This is a genomic window from Paenibacillus sp. 32352, from assembly GCF_002042965.1.
Lineage (GTDB): Bacteria > Bacillota > Bacilli > Paenibacillales > NBRC-103111 > Paenibacillus_S > Paenibacillus_S vulneris.
Window position 1 is genome coordinate 317,582 of the sequence record NZ_MZNT01000003.1, and the last position, 16,111, is coordinate 333,692.

Genomic DNA, 16,111 nt, shown 5'->3' on the forward strand with positions numbered 1-16,111 from the left:
AATCGGCATAAAAGAATGAAAACAAAGAAATCCGATTTGTATTGGAAGCATTGGGTTTATCTCATTTTTATAAAGAAATTTTTAATATTTTTAATGACAACTTGGTCAATTAACCATAAAATAGAAGACAATACGAATTACATAATTTTTCCGTTACAAGAAAAATGATCCTGAATTTGAAGTGAGGGTGATCCCCCTGTCCGAGGCGATCTTGGAAGTAAAATCTTTGAAAACCGTCATAAGAGACAAGAAGCGCGAATTGACCGTTGTCGACGGCATTGATTTTGAAATCGGCAAAAATGAAGTCGTAGCCTTGGTCGGCGAGTCCGGCTGCGGCAAAAGCATGACCTCCTTATCGATCATGCAGCTGCTGCCAAGAGTCGGAGAAATCGCTCAAGGCGAGGTGAGGCTGGAAGGCCGCAATCTGATCGGCCTGAACAAGCGCGAGATGTCCCGGATAAGAGGCCGTGAAATCGCGATGATCTTCCAGGAGCCGATGACTTCGCTGAATCCGGTTCTAACTATCGGAACCCAGCTGACGGAAGCGATCAGCCGGCATTTGAACGCTTCGAAGGAAGAAGCGATTGCAACTGCTGAGGATTGGCTGCGGCGCGTAGGCTTCCCGGAGCCGAGCCGCATTCGCAAGGAATACCCGCACCGGCTGTCGGGAGGAATGCGCCAGCGCGTCATGCTGGCGATGGCGATGGCATGCAAGCCGAATCTCCTCATTGCAGACGAGCCTACAACGGCGCTGGATGTAACGATCCAGGCCCAGGTGTTGGACTTGATTCGCCAGCTGCTGCAAGAGACCGACATGTCGGTCTTGTTTATCACGCATGATCTGGGCGTTGTCGCCGAGATGGCGGATCGGGTTATCGTCATGTATGCCGGTCAAATAGTGGAGACCGCAGACGTCAGGACGATTTTTACGGGAGCGAAGCATCCATACACGAACGGTTTGCTGCAGTCCACGCCCCGCATGCAAGGTACGATCGAGAAGCTGGTTCCTATTCCCGGCAGGCTGCAGGTTCGCCGACCGCTGTCCGCAGGTGTTGGCGGAATGCCGTGAACGGCAGCCTGAGCTGAAGGACATCGGCAGCGGCCATCAAGTCCGGTGCCTGCTGGTTTAGCTATTTTCAAAGGGGGATGACGGAACGTGAGCGCACCGCTTTTAGAAATAAAAGGATTAAAAAAGTATTTTGGAATCGGCGGAAACTTGAGCAAGGGAGCAGTCAAAGCCGTAGACGGGGTCAGCTTTACCGTTAACGTCGGGGAGACGCTTGGTATCGTAGGAGAATCCGGCTGCGGGAAATCGACGGTAGGCAGGTTGGCTTTGCGCTTGATGGATTTGACCGATGGTGAAATTTGGTTTCAGGGACAATCCATCGGTCAATGGAGCCAGCGGCAGCTCAAATCGGTCCGCAGAGATATGCAGTGTGTGTTTCAGGACCCCTATGCATCGTTGAATCCGAGAATATCGGTAGGGAAAGCGATTGCCGAACCATTGGTCGTGCAAGGCGGACTCAGCTGGAAGGAGGCCATGAAACGGTCGGAGCAGCTGCTTGAGATGGTAGGTCTCAGCGCCCAAACAGCCAGATTGTACCCGCATGAGTTCTCCGGAGGACAGAGACAGCGTATTGCCATCGCCCGTGCTGTTTCGCTAAATCCAAAGCTTATTGTGGCGGACGAGCCCGTATCTGCGCTTGACGTATCGATTCAGGCTCAAATTGTGAATCTGCTTGGGGAAATGCAGGAGAAAACCCGGGTATCGTATCTGTTCATTTCCCATAATTTGAGCGTCGTCCGGCATATTTCCGACCGGGTCGCGGTGATGTATTTGGGTCAGATTGTGGAGCTGGCCAACAGGGACCAGCTGTTCGACCGTCCGCAGCATCCGTATACGCAAGCATTGCTGTCCTCGGTCCCCGAGCCGGCCATGGATTCGAAGCGGGAGCGGATTATTTTGAAGGGGGAGGTGCCGAATGCAGCGAACCCGCCTTCAGGCTGTTCCTTCCATCCCCGCTGTCCCCATGCAGCGGAACGGTGCCGGACGGAGAAGCCAGCTTTCAGGGAATGGGAGCCGGGCCATTATGCCTCGTGCCATTTCATATAAATCTTATCCAGTACCAGGTTATGACAAGAAAGGGGTATCCATTTGATGAAAAAACCATTCGGTAAAGCCGGCAGCATCGCTCTTGCTGCGGTCATGAGCGCGACGCTCTTATTATCAGCCTGTACGTCAGGCGGAGGAGCGGGCACCCAAGCAACGGACAAGCCTGCCGATCCGGCGGCAACGGCATCCAGTAAGGAGAAGATCGACGGCGGGGAAATTACGACGGCATACTTGTCGGAGCCCCAAGGCTTCATCCGTTTTTGGGCAACGACGACGACCTCCAGCGAAATGATCGAGCTGGTGTTCAGTACGCTGTACCGTTTTGACGAGAAGCAAAATATCGTGCCGGATCTGGCGGTCGGCCAACCGCAATTTTCGGACAACAAGCTGGAAATGACCGTGAAAATCCGCAACGACGCCAAGTTTACGGACGGCAAGCCGGTTACGGCGGACGACGTCGTATTTACTTACAACATCCCGATTAATCCGGAATACAAAGGGCCGCGTAAAGCGCCGTTTACGAAAGTGACCAAGGTCGAGAAGGTGGACGATACGACGGTAAAGTTCACATTCAGTGAGCCTAATGCCGGTTATATCGACATGATGATCTATAACATTCTGCCGCAGCATCTGCTGAAGGATGTAGCGATTAAGGATATGGAGAAGTCGGCGTTCTTCAAGCAGCCTGTCGGCTCGGGCGCATACAAGCTGGAGGAGTGGAAGCAAGGCCAATACCTGCGCTTCGTTCGCAATGAGAACTACTATGGCGGCAAGCCTTCCGTCGAGAAGGTAACGGCCAAAATTATTCCCGACGCCAATGCGATGATGGCACAGCTGCAAACCGGCGAAATTAATGTGATTGCCGTACCTGCCGATAACTTGCAGGCTATCGAGCAGTTCGCCAAGACATCTGGCAAAATCAAGCTGCAAAAAGGCATCGGTACGGGCCAATACCAGTTCGTGGCCTGGAATTTGACCAATCCGCTGTTCCAGGATAAAAAAGTGCGCCAAGCGCTGACGATGGCGATTGACCGCCAAGGGATCGTGGACAATGTGGCGGAGGGCCAAGGCAAGCTGGTGAACAGCCAAACGTCTCCTTCCTACTGGAACTTCACGGATAACGTGCCTAAATTCCCGTACGATCCGGAAAAGGCGAAGAAGCTGTTGGAGGAAGCGGGCTGGAAGGACAGCGACGGCGACGGGATTTTGGACAAAAATGGTCAGAAATTCGAGTTTGAAATGCAAACGGTTCAAGGAAACAAGGTACGGGAGAAAGCAGTAACCGTAATTCAGCAGCAGCTGAAAAAGGTCGGCGTCAGCGTACAGCCACGCGTGGTAGAAGGCTCCGCATTCACGAAAAACTGGTCCGGCAAAAACTTCGTTGCTTTGTTCCACGGCTGGAGCATCTCCGGAGATCCGAATCCAAAGAGCATCTGGCATTCCTCCATGGTTGAGGGCGGCTCGAACTACATCACTTATAACAACCCTGAGGTCGACAAGCTGATCGATGAGGACTTGAGAACCTTTGATCTGAACAAGCGCAAAGAGCTTCTCGGTAAAATCGATGCCTTGATCGCTGAGGATCAGCCTTATACCTTCTTGTACTCTCCTACCGTGACCATGGCTTATCCAAGCAATCTGGAAGGGTTCAATCCGGCCCGCGATAACTTGAAAGAGGTTCAGAAGTGGTATTTTACCAAATAATCGAGACGTGATTTTGAAATTATAATGAAAGAAGTGACCTCCGGTGGCCCGTTATGCCTTAAGGCGTTTGCTGAACGCCATTCCCATTCTGATCGGTATTACGATCATTTCGTTTGCAATTATTCATATGGCTCCGGGCAGCCCGCTTTCTCAGTACATCGATGATCCGACGATTAAAGCCGTTGACAAGGAGAATATGATAAAATCCTACGGATTGGATCAGCCTCTCTACATTCAGTATTGGAAATGGATCAGCGGCCTGGCTGTAGGCGATTTCGGGACCTCCTTCCTGAAAAACCAGCCGGTATCGGAGCTGTTATGGGATCGGCTGCCGAACACGCTGCTGTTAACGGTAACCAGCTTTTTGCTGGCGATAGCCATAGCGGTTCCGCTCGGCATCCTATGTGCCGTGAAGGTCAACTCCCGATTGGACCAGATCGTCTCGGCGATCACCTTCGTCGGGATTTCCATCCCCGGATTTTGGCTGGGGCTGCTCTTGATGATGTTCTTCGCAGTCCGGCTCGGATGGGTGCCATCCGGGGGGCTGCAGACGATCAACGCTCCGTTCAGCTTATCGGACCGGGCGCTGCATTTGGTCCTGCCTGTATTCACCATCGCCTGCTCGGAGGTTGCCGTCTGGATTCGTTATGTGCGCTCCAGCATGCTGGAAGTGATCAATCAGGACTATATGCGTACGGCAAAGGCCAAGGGGCTTCGGGACGGCCGGATTCTTTCGTTCCACGGCTTGAGAAATGCAATGATTCCGCTTATTACATTGTTCGGTCTATCTTTGCCTCATTTTTTCGCGGGCTCCGTCATCGTGGAAACCATTTTCAGCATTCCGGGCATGGGACGTCTCTTCACCGAGGCGGCCTTCCAGCGTGACTATCCGGTCATTTTTGCCGTAACGACGCTGGTTGCCTTTCTTTATGTGCTCGGCAGCATACTGGCCGACTTATCCTACGCTCTCCTGGATCCACGGGTGAGCTACAGTAAAAATGAAGCGAAGGTGTAACCGATGAATGCAGCCGTAACCACAAACAATTCAACCGTGAACGTATCCGCCCAGCCGAGAAATCGCGCATGGGAACGGTTCAAGAGCAACCGTCTGGCGTTGATCAGCCTGGTTATAATGGCGGTGTTAATCCTGCTGGCGCTGCTGGCTCCGGTTATCGCTCCGTATGACCCGGCGGATCAGGACTTGATGAACCGGCTGAAGCCTCCGAGCAAGGAGCATTGGTTCGGAACGGATGATTTGGGTCGCGACTTATTAAGCCGGGTTCTGTACGGGGCCAGAGTATCTTTGTCCGTAGGGATTTTCTCCGTCGTATTCAACGTCATCATCGGGGTGACCGTCGGAGCTTTAGCCGGATATTACGGCGGGCGTGTCGACAGCATTCTGATGCGTCTGGTCGATGTGCTGCTGGCATTCCCGCAATTTTTTGTCCTGATTACGGTGGTGACGATCCTGAAGCCGAGTCTATTCAACATTATCGTCGTGTTCGTCGCCTTCGGCTGGATGGGGAAAGCGCGATTGCTGCGGGGACAGATCATGTCGATCAAAAACCGGGAATTCGTCGACGCGGCCCGAACGATCGGAATGTCCGACTTCCGGATCATCTTCGTGCACATTTTGCCTAATGCGATTGCGCCCGTCATTATCTCTGCTACACTGCAGATGGGCTCGATGATTTTGACGGAATCGAGCCTGAGCTTCCTCGGTCTAGGGATTCAACCTCCGACCGCCAGCTGGGGGAACCTGCTGCAAAGCGCCCAAAGCTTGACGATCATGACCAAGGCGCCATGGTATCCTATCATACCGGGCTTCATGATATTCCTGACGATCATGTGCTTTAACTTTATCGGCGATGGACTGCGTAGCGCCTTCGATTCACGATAAACCGCCGTTAGTACCAGAAGAGACATTTGGATGAAGAGTCCGAATGTCTTTTTTCATTTTACCCAGAGCTGATCATGTTCGGTCTTCCCGCAAAATACTTTTTCCGTACATAAAATGTTCACGATTTCTGGCGGATCGCTTGTGACTTTGCTCATAGTGGGCTTGCAGCCTTGCTTTTACAATGAACTCAGAAGTTAACACCCGAAGGGGGAGGAAGCGTGATGGAGCTTAAGGATTCAAAATCGGCAGACGATACCAAGCTGAAGGGGACGTTCGTATCGGTCATGCTGCTGGCTGCTTTTCTGGTATTGAGCTGGGTCGGCGTATTCGTATTGTTTGCTGCTCGAGGGTAATCATTTCGTGGAAGGGATTGAAGATGGATGCATATGCACAAGCTGGAGAAAATTTGGTTAACGGTCGGCGTCTCGATGCTGGGTGTGTTTTTGATCGTGCTGGGGGTCGGAGCTTTTGCCCTGGGAGCGCAGCCTCCGGGGGACCATGCGTCCGGCCATCACCGTGAAGTCGTAGATCCGGAGACGGTGGACCAGACGGCGCCATTCAACGAACCGGGCTTGAAGAAAATCGGAGACAATGAGTATGATGCGTACATGCTGGCGTTTGCTTTCGGCTATGGGCCGGAGAAAATGGAGATCCCAGCCGGAGCTACCGTGCATTTTCACATGACAAGCAAGGATGTTGTACACGGATTTCAAATTCCGGGAACGAATGTAAACATGATGGTGGTTCCAGGAGAAATCAACCATTTGACCTACAAGTTCACCAAGCCGGGGGAATATTTGGTACTGTGCAATGAGTACTGCGGTGCGGCGCACGAAATGATGCAGACAAGAATTATTGTCAAATAGTACGTTGCAGGAAACAGCTCTATGTCTGATTCCTGTTATGTGAAAAAGATCACAATAAGCAGGCAGTGATTGTAAAGGAGTGTTATCAAAATGAGTAACGAGATAAAAGAATTCGACCGCCGTGATTCAGCGCTAGTGCTCGCGCATGTATTATTCGCATTTCTGGCTCTTCTGCTGGGGGGAGTAGCCGGCGTGCTGCAAGGCCTGGTACGAGGCGGAGCTATTAAGCTGCCGTACGAAATCGGATATTACCAGCTGCTTACTGCGCATGGCGTGCTGATGGCGCTTATTTTTACCACGTATTTCATCATCGGGTTTCTGTACTCCGGCGTGGCTAAAACGATGGGAGGCCGCCTGCTGCCGATTGCCAGATCGCTAGGATGGCTCGGGTACGGACTGATGACGTCGGGTACGATTCTTGCCACAATCATGATTTTGTTGAATAAAGCGACGGTGCTGTATACGTTCTATGCTCCGATGAAGGCATCGCCATGGTTTTATGTCGCTCTGGTTTTAGTTGTAGTAGGCAGCTGGATGAGTGGTTTTGGGATATTTATCCAGTACCAATATTGGAAAAAAACGCATGGCGGCCGCATGTCCCCGCTGTTTGGCTTCATGGCTGTCGTGACCATGCTGATGTGGCTTATTGCTACGATCGGCGTCGCTATCGAAGTCCTGTTCATGCTGATCCCTTGGTCGTTCGGTTGGGTGGAAACAGTGAACGTGGTGCTGAGCCGGACTTTATTCTGGTACTTCGGCCATCCGCTCGTTTATTTCTGGCTGCTCCCAGCCTATATGTGCTGGTATGTTGTGATTCCCAAAATTATCGGCGGCAAAATGTTCAGCGATGCGCTTGCGCGGTTGGCTTTTATCATGCTGCTCTTGTTCTCCATTCCCGTCGGATTTCACCATCAGCTGATGGAGCCGGGGATTTCGTCGGTATGGAAATACGTGCAGGTGGTTCTTACCTTTATGGTTGTCGTGCCTTCTCTCATGACAGCCTTCTCACTGTTCGCCACCTTTGAGCTGCATGGGCGGTCAGTCGGGGCAACCGGGTTATTCGGATGGCTGAAGAAGCTTCCTTGGAAGGACGTGCGTTTCTTCGCTCCTTTCATGGGCATGCTCATCTTTATTCCGGCCGGTGCAGGAGGTCTGATCAATGCAAGTAACCAAATGAACATGGTCGTTCATAATACGCTGTGGGTGACGGGGCACTTCCATCTGACCGTTGCAACAAGTGTCGCACTCACCTTCTTCGGAGTGACCTATTGGCTGCTGCCTGCATTGACAGGGCGTGTTCTAACACCCTTGATGCATAAGCTGGGGATAGCCCAGACTATCGTCTGGCTGGCCGGGATGTTCTTCATGTCCGGCTCGATGCACATCTCCGGGCTGCTCGGCTCACCGCGACGCACCGCTTATACGACCTATGAGAACCATCCGGATGCGGTTCTATGGATGCCTTATCATGTAGTGATGGCCATAGGAGGGACGATCCTGTTCATCGGCGTTCTTATGATGATCATGAACGTGCTCATGCTGCTCAATGCGCCTAAGGGCAGCACGGAGTATCCGATTGCCGAAGTGCGGGATACGGCGGAGCAGACCCCGGCGATCTTCGAGCGCTGGGGAGTATGGGTCGGCGTGATTGTGGTGCTTATCCTGGTGGCCTATACGGTTCCGGTTATGGAGATGTTAAACAATCCGGGAGCGGGGTCGAAGGGAATCGTTACCTGGTAAAAATAAAGAAGCCCCCTAGAAGGGAGCGAGTTTGTTGAGAAGCCTGTAGAGCTTGAACTTTTGCTAATATACTCCGGTGGGGTATGCCCCTACAGCCGCTGTTGAAACCCGCGAAATATTTATTTAATTTTATGCGGTATTTTCGCGGGCTTCAAAGGCGGTCGTAAACTCTTCCGAAGCATACCCCACCTCCATATGTAGCAAAGTTCCCGCAAAACCAGACTTCTCAACAACCCGAAGCTCTCCAAAAGGAGCTTCTTTATTTTTTCTTTTTTAAGTCTAGGTGTTAGCCTTGCTTAGACAAGCAGCAAGGTGAGATTCCAGAGACGGGTCATAGTAGCATGGCATGATCGAGCCTATTCCGCCGAGATACGATCTCCGCGGGTTTGCGGGTGGGAGATGACCAGAAATTCTACGTCCTGCTCCGAACTGTTTTTCATTTGATGGGGGACTCCCGGAGGGATTTCGATCCCTTCCTGAGGCTGAAGCTGTACCGTCTCACCGTTCAGCTCCATCTCCGCCGCGCCCTTCAGCACGAAAAAAAACTGCCGGGATCGTACATGATAATGACGCACTTCCGCGGTTCCGGCGGGCATCCGTTCATGGATGACGCTTAAGTCCTCCTGCTTGACCAAGTGCCATCCGTCACATTGATCTCCCCATACATAATGCTCTGCGGTTTGTTTGCTAATCTTCATCCGTTCCATCCCCCTTTTCTGGATCCGAAGAATCCTGCAGTTTACGGGCTTCCGCTTCCTGAAGCCAGCGCAGCCGGTAGCAGTTCATGCCGACCCGGCCCAGCTCATCGAGCAGGCCGTAGTTCGCCCATGCGCCGACGACAGCGCCTATGCCCGGCACCAGCTGGAGCATCTTTCGAAAATCGATCGTATCCCGATACTCCTGCTGCAGCTGCTTCCAATCAATATGCCGAGCGTAAGATTCGGCAGGCGGGAGAGAGCGTGCGGTTTCCGGCCAACGGGACAAGGTCCGGAATAACGCCTGCTTTTTATCCTGGCCCGAGAAGGCCAGCTGAAAAATATACAGAATGAACAGCCGCTCCCGGTAATCCTGTGTGGAATGCCCATAGGCATGCGCCAGCTCGAACAGAAACTTCATTTTAATTCCGATGAGAATGGGGAAATCCGCCAGCCCGAGCAGAATGCCTCCCGCGCCTGTGCCCGCGCCTTCCGCCGCCGCCAGCTTTTTATAAAAGCCGAGCAATTCTTCGGCCCTGTGATCTCTCAAGGCGAGCGTAGCCCCGACGATAGGAGGATTCTTGGGCATATATTCCAGGCTGAATAAAGCGGTCTGGACAATTCCCTTAACGGTTGCGGTAATCGTCTGATGCACCTTTTCCGGAATGACCTGATTGATTTTCATCGAAACCGACCGTGACGTTCTCTCGAGTAATCCCGGCGGCTTTAATAATTCCTTCTCCCACAGCTTCAGGGCCTTGGCCGTCTGCTGCTCGTATAAGCTTCCGTTGGTATCCATGGGACGGATTCCCCCCATTAGTCAAATTCAGCCGTTCGGCATAAGTAGCTATATTATACATGGAAAGCGGCGTTAATCACAAAAGTAGGCGAGGCGTTCAAAGTTAATCGTTTATCCCGGGGGAAATTCGGTTATACAAGTGTTAGACGACATCATATTCCCTGAAGGAGACTTGGCAGGATGGAAGTATTTTTGGCGGTCCTTATGCTGCTGGTAATGATCATTCTTTCTAATTTGCTGAACCGGTTTATGCCGCTTGTTCCTGTCCCGCTAATTCAGGTAGCCTTGGGAATGATATTGGCCATTTTGCCGCTAGGACTCCATCTTCCCTTGGAGCCGGAGCTGTTCTTTATTTTATTCATTGCCCCTCTCTTGTTTAATGATGGAAAAATGACCCCAAGAGACGAGCTCTGGAGATTGCGGGTTCCGATTTTATTGTTAGCGTTAGGACTGGTTTTCGTCACTGTATTTGTTGTCGGCTATTTTATCCATTGGATGATTCCGTCGATTCCGCTTCCGGCTGCCTTTGCTTTGGCTGCTATCCTATCCCCAACGGATGCGGTTGCGGTGAGCTCCTTGGCAGGGCGTATCCGATTGCCCAAGAAGATCATGCGCCTTCTTGAAGGAGAGGCGCTGATGAACGACGCCTCCGGCTTGGTCGCCTTCAAGTTCGCCATAGCGGCTATGGTTACCGGAGCCTTCTCGCTGGGCAGCGCCGCGCTTAACTTTGTGCTGGTCGCGATAGGGGGGCTGGCGGTCGGCGTCGTCGCTGCCTTTCTCATCATTCGCATCCGGATGCTGATTCGCCGGTTAGGTATGGAGGATGCGACATTCCATATGCTGCTGCAAATGATAACTCCCTGCCTTATCTACTTTCTGGCGGAGGAATGCAAGGTATCCGGCATTTTGGCCGTGGTGGCTGCGGGGATCGTTCATGCGGTCGAGAAGGATCATATGGAGAACACGACTTCCAAAATGCAGATCGTCTCCGCCAGCACCTGGTCGGTTATTTTGTTCATTCTGAACGGCCTTGTATTTCTCATTCTGGGGGTGCAAATACCTGAGGTCATTCATGTCATCTATGTCGACGCCGCTTTTAACAATGCGCAGGTGTTCGGCTATATTATTATCGTCTCGCTCATGCTGATCTGTCTTCGCTTTATCTGGGTTTTTCTGTTTTTGAAGAAAGCCGACTTTACCGCTTCCTTGCTGACCTCCTTGTCAGGTGTGCGAGGAGCGGTCACGCTGGCGGGCGCATTTTCGATCCCTTACACTTTGATGGACGGAAGCCCGTTTCCGGAGCGGTCCCTCATTATTTTTATTTCGGCGGGCGTGATCTTGTTCACGCTTCTGGCCGCGAGTCTTCTGCTGCCGCTCTTCGCAAAGCGTGAGGAAGGGGGAGCGGAGGAGAGCCATCAGCTGCAGGAGAAGGATGCGAGAATCCGGGTTATTAAGGCGGCCATAAGCTCCATTAGAGAAGAAATGACCGACGAGAACCGCCCTGCGGCCCAATCTGTGATTACCGATTATAAAAAGCTTCTGAGGGCGGGAACCGAGATCGGTTACAACGACTCCAGATTAAGCCAGGCGTATCGGGTGATGGAGAATGAAGCCAGACTGATCGGCATTCAGGCGGAGCGCGAGGAGCTGGCCCGAATGCTGTCTGACAAGGAAATATCGCACGAGGTGGAGCTGCAGGCACGGCGGATGCTGAACGAAATGGAGCTCGCCTGTTCGAACCGGCTTCGTCTTAGGCTGTCGGTGCCAGCCATTGTGATGAAGCGTTTATGGTCGAAGTGGGGCAGGAAGAAGCAGGAGCAAGGCCTGCCTACCGATTCGCTCCGCTCAGCCAAAATTCAGACGTCGCGCGCGGCCATATCGGCAATCCAGAAGCAAATCACCGAGAAAAACCGAAGTGCTTATGAAACGGTTATTTCTCACTACCATATCTTGATTGATCGGCTATGCAGGAAGCAGATTCAACCGCATAAATTGGAGCAGTTCCATAAGCAGAAGACGGAGCTGCTGTTCAAGGCGATCCAGGCGGAGCGGAACGAGGTTCAGCAGCTGTTCGAACAGGGAGAAATCAGCCGCGAAATGGCCGGCGCGTTGCGCAAGTTTATCAATTATACGGAAGCGAACCGTCTGGAGGAGGAGCCTATCTGATCTCTTGTGCGGGTAGTTGTATCTGTGTGTGTTTCGTTATGAAAAACGTTTGGTTTATGCTACAATGTCGATAGCTTGTGTTTCCGCGAGCCAGCTTGTTGGAAAGGACGGAAATAACTTGTTCGTGCAGCAAAGGCATCAAGCCATCATTCAAAAAATTAACAAAGAAAAATCGGTCGTCGTCTCCGATCTGATTGAGATGTTCGGCGTCTCGTTCGAAACGGTGCGCAGAGATTTGGAATTTCTGGAGAAGGAAGGCTTTCTTAAGCGGGTGCACGGTGGAGCCATTCTGGCTGACATAGACTATAAGAAGGAACAGCCGTTAACGTTTCGGGAAACGAAATTCGTTGAGGAGAAGAAGCAGCTCGTTGAGCTGGCTACCCGGTACGTAGAGGAAGGACAGTCCATAGCGTTGGATGTCAGTACAACCAATACGGAGTTTGCACGCGCCTTGAAGCGTAAGTTTGACCGGCTTACGATCATTACCAATTCTCTTCCGATTGCCAACGAGCTTGTAGAGATGCCCAATTATACAATTATCCTGACGGGCGGCGTCTTACGCAATCAGGAACGTGGGGTTGTCGGGGAGCTGGCGGAAGCCTTCGTCTCGCAATTTCATGCCGATCTGTTCTTCATGAGCGTGAGCGGGATTTCTCTGGAAGAGGGGATTACCGATTACGGCATTGGCGAGATCCAGCTCAAAAAGATTATGCATAAAAATGCCAAGCGCACCATCGCGCTCGCCGACAGCAGCAAATTCGAGGTCGTGTCCTTGATCAAGATTTGTGCGATTGACGAAGTGGAGCGCATTGTCACCGATTCATTAATTGATCGGGAGATTGTGGAGAAGTATGCGAATAGCGGGATTTCAATCGTTTTTGAATAAAGTGAAGCATAACAGGCCAATCGCGCCGAGGTGGTTGCCGTTCTGTTGAGGATGCTCGACAGCCTGTAGAAGCCATACAGTGACAGCTTGCCCCGTAAGAGGATTTGTACCCCAATAGGGTCCTCTTACGGGGCTATTTTGATACGGGTGGTCCCGTTCTGAACGATGTTGAATTACATAATGGTGTCATGCTCATATAGTTTAGTTGGTCTTCCCCATTCGAAAATGTCCAATCCAATTTCCCTAAAGCCATATTTTTCATAGTAGAGAATATGGTCCGTCGCCAAATAGACCTTCTTATAACCCATTTGCCCCGCTATGTTTCGGGCGTGCTCCAATAAAACCGAGCCATACGCTTGTCCCCGTTCCTGTTCATCAATGAATAGCGGAGCTATCCACGGGGTTAAATCTTTTCTCCTTACAAATTCATGTTGAATTAACTGATAAAATCCAATGATTTGATTGTCCTTCAGGAGCAGAAACGTAAACGGCAAGCCCCCTTCTGATGATAAGCTTAGATCAATCTGAGGAAGAACAGCATTGGCTACGTTGGGCCACTTTGCTTTAACATATTCCGCAAGCTCCATCTGGCGCTCAGGGCAATCCTGAATGGATGTAATAGCTAACATATGGACGCATCCTTTCCGAATGAAAGATAGCTTCAGATTAAATGCTGTAGGAAAGAGGAGCAACGGAAAGTTTAGTTCAAATGAAAAAGTAGGAAAGGCGCCCCTGACAAGTGTTATTTGCAACCAGAAAGGGGGTTGAATATATGTGTGTTTGTGTGTTAATATGTGTGTTGTTTGGTGAGAGGGGATGACTTCTTTTGATCATTGTTGCCGTACTATTAGTCATTTGTTCGGGATTGACCCATGCGGTCTGGAATTTGTTCGCGAAGAAAAGCGAGGAGAAGGGCTTGTTTCTATGGGCTATTCTTATCCCCTCCGTACTCGTGCTTCTTCCCTCATCTTTCATGGAGCTCCTTCATGCACAGCTACCGGCTTCCGGCTGGCTGCTCGTTCTGTTATCCCTCGGGTTGCAGGCCGCCTATGGTCTTCTGCTGACGGAAACCTACAAGCACGGTGATCTGTCCCAGGTGTATCCACTGATGAGAGGGACGTCGACGCTGCTGATTCCGGCAATTGGCGTGCTCTTTCTCGGCGAATCGCTTTCTTTGTGGGGATGGCTGGGGCTCGCTTGCATCATAACCGGAATTTTTCTTATGAGCAGCCGGCTGCTTGGACGTCATAGCGGCCATGCGCAGGGGAAGCCCGTAATATTAGCTCTTTTGGTAGGGCTGTGCACGACATGCTACGTCCTTGTCGACAAACTGAATTTGTCCAATCTGTCGCCGTTTACTTTGCTGGAGATTGCCAATATCGGTTTCGTCCTCGGCATTTCCAAGTCGGTCCGTACCGTCCCGCATTGGAAGAAGAAGCTGATGGAGCAATGGAAGGGTATTGCCGTCGGATCCATTTTGAATCCGGGATCTTATCTGCTGTTTTTGTACGCCATGAATATTTCCCCTTTGTCCCATATTTCACCGATAAGAGAGGTGGGAATCGTATTCGGAACGATATTGGGGGTCTGGCTGTTAAAAGAAAAACAGGGGCTTCAAAGAATCGTATCCTCTGCCGTCGTCGCTATGGGCATTATGCTGGTGGCTATTTGGGGCTCTTCAGGTTGATTCGAACATTGGCAAGAGGTTTTGAATAAGATGTGAATATAGTACAAAAATGAATGAATATTGTGGTGCATGCTGCAATGTTCTTTTGTTATATAATAAATGAAAGCGCTTTATGTAAGCGTTTTAATTTGAGGTCATAAAACGGTGCAGCAGGTTAAACGTCACCTTGAATCAGTGTTTTTCCTTGCATATTTCATTTTCGGGGGGTCATGGAATGAAAAGAAGAAATCGTGTGATGCTGGCTTCATCCTTAAGTACGCTCTTGATATTGTCCGCCTGCGGGGGCGGGGACGGCGGAGGCTCCAAGGAGAATCAACCGGCAGCCAAGGCAGCTAACGAGGTCAAGCGGGATCCTGTAGAAATTACGTTTTACCGTCCTAATACGGGAACGACGGATGAGCAGTTTATGGACTTGATGGGGAAAAAAATTAAAGAGAAGTTTCCGTATGTGACCCCCAAATTTATCCCATTCGGTACGGGAACGAGCATTAATGAGGTTATAGCCTCCGGGCAGGACCTTGATATCGTCATTCTATCCATAGGCTTCGTCGCTCAGTTCCAAAATTACAACCTTCAGACGGATTTAGGCGAATTTATTAAGAAAACCAATTACGATACAAGCCGTTTGGAAAAATCTATGTTTGATTTCATTAAGGATTATGGCAAAGGGAGTATATTCTCTCTACCGATCTTTACGACGGCGGAAGTTCTTATGTACAACAAGGATTTGTTTGACAAGTTCGGCGTACCTTACCCTAAGGAGGGCATGACCTGGGACGATCTGTATGAGCTGTCCAAAAAGATGACGCGTACGGAGGGAGGGACGCAATACTACGGCTTTGCAACCTCCGTGTCCCATATGGAGAGGGTGAACCAGCTATCGCTGCCATTCGTTGATCCTCAGACGATGAAGCCTGCGATGGATACGGAGAAATTCAAAATGTTCGCGGAAAATTTCGCGAGGTTTTATAAAATCCCGGGCGCGGTTCTTCCGAAGGAGAAGCACGGGAAGGAGGCCGATCTGTTCATCAAGGACCGGACGCTTGCCATGTACGCTTACTTTAACAGCACGATGGTAGGAGCCCCTGCGGATATGAATCTGGATGCCGTACCGCTGCCATCGTTCAAAGAAGCGCCGGGAGTCGGCTCCCAGATGTACCCTACCCTTGCCAGCATCGCCAGCACAAGCAAGCATAAGGATGTTGCCTTTGATATATTGGCTTATCTGACCTCCGACGAGATGCAGGAGAAATTCGCGGCGGACGGCACGGGAATGCCGGTTGTGAACAATCCGAAGCTGATCGAATCGTTCGGCAAGGATGTACCGACGCTGAAAGGGAAAAACATCAAAGCCTTTTATCCGACCAAGCCGGCGCCGATTTCACCCAAAACCGTCTACGATGATATAGCCGAGAAGCCTACGACAGCAGCGTTCCGGGAGGTTGCTCAGGACTTGAGCGATGCAAACACCGCCTTCCGCAAGGCGGCGGAGCAGGCGGCCAAGGATATCGAGGCAGCGAAGAAATAGCGGGTTAACATGTTTAGCTGAAATTAA

At 51.1% G+C, this 16,111-nt stretch carries 14 protein-coding genes and 1 pseudogene; 12 read left to right on the top strand and 3 right to left on the bottom strand.

Translation table 11 applies throughout. The features are described from left to right. Nucleotides 1-196 precede the first annotated feature (196 nt). The 8 genes and pseudogenes from B1728_RS09155 to B1728_RS09190 all read left to right on the top strand — a co-directional run bounded on the left by B1728_RS09155 (nt 197) and on the right by B1728_RS09190 (nt 8,323). Nucleotides 197-1,130 (top strand): annotated as a pseudogene (locus B1728_RS09155) (ABC transporter ATP-binding protein). Between the two features lie 26 nt (nt 1,131-1,156). Then, nucleotides 1,157-2,113, top strand: coding sequence for an ABC transporter ATP-binding protein (locus B1728_RS09160; RefSeq protein WP_079909896.1), 957 nt, complete (start codon nt 1,157-1,159; stop codon nt 2,111-2,113). Between the two features lie 45 nt (nt 2,114-2,158). Further along, nucleotides 2,159-3,817, top strand: a complete 1,659-nt coding sequence (locus B1728_RS09165; RefSeq protein WP_079909897.1) for a peptide-binding protein — start codon at nt 2,159-2,161, stop codon at nt 3,815-3,817. 43 nt (nt 3,818-3,860) lie between these two features. Beyond that, complete coding sequence (locus B1728_RS09170) at nt 3,861-4,832, top strand: ABC transporter permease (RefSeq protein ID WP_079909898.1); 972 nt, start codon at nt 3,861-3,863, stop codon at nt 4,830-4,832. Nucleotides 4,833-4,835: 3 nt separating this feature from the next. Then, entirely contained in the window at nt 4,836-5,717 is an 882-nt protein-coding gene (gene opp4C, locus B1728_RS09175; RefSeq protein WP_079909899.1) for an oligopeptide ABC transporter permease, read from the top strand. A 221-nt stretch (nt 5,718-5,938) separates the two neighbouring features. Next, the gene (locus tag B1728_RS09180) at nt 5,939-6,070 is read left to right on the top strand and encodes a cytochrome c oxidase subunit 2A (protein ID WP_079909900.1); all 132 of its coding nucleotides are present in this window, start codon (nt 5,939-5,941) and stop codon (nt 6,068-6,070) included. A gap of 27 nt (nt 6,071-6,097) precedes the next feature. Then, a complete protein-coding gene (locus tag B1728_RS09185) occupies nt 6,098-6,583 on the top strand; it encodes a cytochrome c oxidase subunit II (RefSeq protein WP_079909901.1) in 486 nt (161 codons plus the stop codon). A gap of 90 nt (nt 6,584-6,673) precedes the next feature. Then, a complete protein-coding gene (locus B1728_RS09190) occupies nt 6,674-8,323 on the top strand; it encodes a b(o/a)3-type cytochrome-c oxidase subunit 1 (protein ID WP_079909902.1) in 1,650 nt (549 codons plus the stop codon). A 356-nt stretch (nt 8,324-8,679) separates the two neighbouring features. Here the strand turns inward: B1728_RS09190 and B1728_RS09195 are convergent, their stop codons facing one another. Together B1728_RS09195 and B1728_RS09200 are read right to left on the bottom strand one after the other, a co-directional pair. Next, entirely contained in the window at nt 8,680-9,021 is a 342-nt protein-coding gene (locus B1728_RS09195) for a cupin domain-containing protein (RefSeq protein ID WP_079909903.1), read from the bottom strand. Further along, nucleotides 9,011-9,817 carry an EcsC family protein gene (locus B1728_RS09200; protein WP_079909904.1) on the bottom strand — a complete coding sequence of 269 codons (807 nt, stop codon included), beginning with the start codon at nt 9,815-9,817 and terminating at the stop codon, nt 9,011-9,013. The genes B1728_RS09195 and B1728_RS09200 overlap by 11 nt, the downstream gene beginning before the upstream one ends. Nucleotides 9,818-9,997: 180 nt before the next feature. Here B1728_RS09200 and B1728_RS09205 point away from each other — a divergent pair, with 180 nt between their 5' ends. Together B1728_RS09205 and B1728_RS09210 are read left to right on the top strand one after the other, a co-directional pair. Then, nucleotides 9,998-11,983: a Na+/H+ antiporter gene (locus B1728_RS09205; RefSeq protein WP_079909905.1), complete on the top strand. Its 1,986-nt coding sequence runs from the start codon at nt 9,998-10,000 to the stop codon at nt 11,981-11,983. Nucleotides 11,984-12,107: 124 nt separating this feature from the next. Continuing rightward, a complete protein-coding gene (locus B1728_RS09210) occupies nt 12,108-12,869 on the top strand; it encodes a DeoR/GlpR family DNA-binding transcription regulator (protein ID WP_306293519.1) in 762 nt (253 codons plus the stop codon). Between the two features lie 173 nt (nt 12,870-13,042). Here the strand turns inward: B1728_RS09210 and B1728_RS09215 are convergent, their stop codons facing one another. Further along, nucleotides 13,043-13,498, bottom strand: a complete 456-nt coding sequence (locus B1728_RS09215; RefSeq protein ID WP_079909906.1) for a GNAT family N-acetyltransferase — start codon at nt 13,496-13,498, stop codon at nt 13,043-13,045. Between the two features lie 197 nt (nt 13,499-13,695). Between B1728_RS09215 and B1728_RS09220 the strand changes: the two genes are divergently transcribed. Both B1728_RS09220 and B1728_RS09225 read left to right on the top strand, forming a co-directional pair. Continuing rightward, nucleotides 13,696-14,556: an SMR family transporter gene (locus B1728_RS09220; protein WP_079909907.1), complete on the top strand. Its 861-nt coding sequence runs from the start codon at nt 13,696-13,698 to the stop codon at nt 14,554-14,556. A gap of 214 nt (nt 14,557-14,770) precedes the next feature. Next, complete coding sequence (locus tag B1728_RS09225; RefSeq protein WP_079909908.1) at nt 14,771-16,084, top strand: ABC transporter substrate-binding protein; 1,314 nt, start codon at nt 14,771-14,773, stop codon at nt 16,082-16,084. Nucleotides 16,085-16,111 lie beyond the last annotated feature (27 nt).

Excerpts from the sequence above, each read along its gene's own strand:
- B1728_RS09180 (WP_079909900.1), top strand. The coding sequence starts at position 5,939 with ATGGAGCTTAAGGATTCAAAATCGGCAGACGATACCAAGCTGAAGGGG.
- B1728_RS09195 (WP_079909903.1), bottom strand. The coding sequence starts at position 9,021 with ATGAAGATTAGCAAACAAACCGCAGAGCATTATGTATGGGGAGATCAA.
- B1728_RS09205 (WP_079909905.1), top strand. The coding sequence starts at position 9,998 with ATGGAAGTATTTTTGGCGGTCCTTATGCTGCTGGTAATGATCATTCTT.
- B1728_RS09215 (WP_079909906.1), bottom strand. The coding sequence starts at position 13,498 with ATGTTAGCTATTACATCCATTCAGGATTGCCCTGAGCGCCAGATGGAG.
- B1728_RS09190 (WP_079909902.1), top strand. The coding sequence starts at position 6,674 with ATGAGTAACGAGATAAAAGAATTCGACCGCCGTGATTCAGCGCTAGTG.
- opp4C (WP_079909899.1), top strand. The coding sequence starts at position 4,836 with ATGAATGCAGCCGTAACCACAAACAATTCAACCGTGAACGTATCCGCC.
- B1728_RS09200 (WP_079909904.1), bottom strand. The coding sequence starts at position 9,817 with ATGGATACCAACGGAAGCTTATACGAGCAGCAGACGGCCAAGGCCCTG.
- B1728_RS09185 (WP_079909901.1), top strand. The coding sequence starts at position 6,098 with ATGCATATGCACAAGCTGGAGAAAATTTGGTTAACGGTCGGCGTCTCG.
- B1728_RS09225 (WP_079909908.1), top strand. The coding sequence starts at position 14,771 with ATGAAAAGAAGAAATCGTGTGATGCTGGCTTCATCCTTAAGTACGCTC.
- B1728_RS09165 (WP_079909897.1), top strand. The coding sequence starts at position 2,159 with ATGAAAAAACCATTCGGTAAAGCCGGCAGCATCGCTCTTGCTGCGGTC.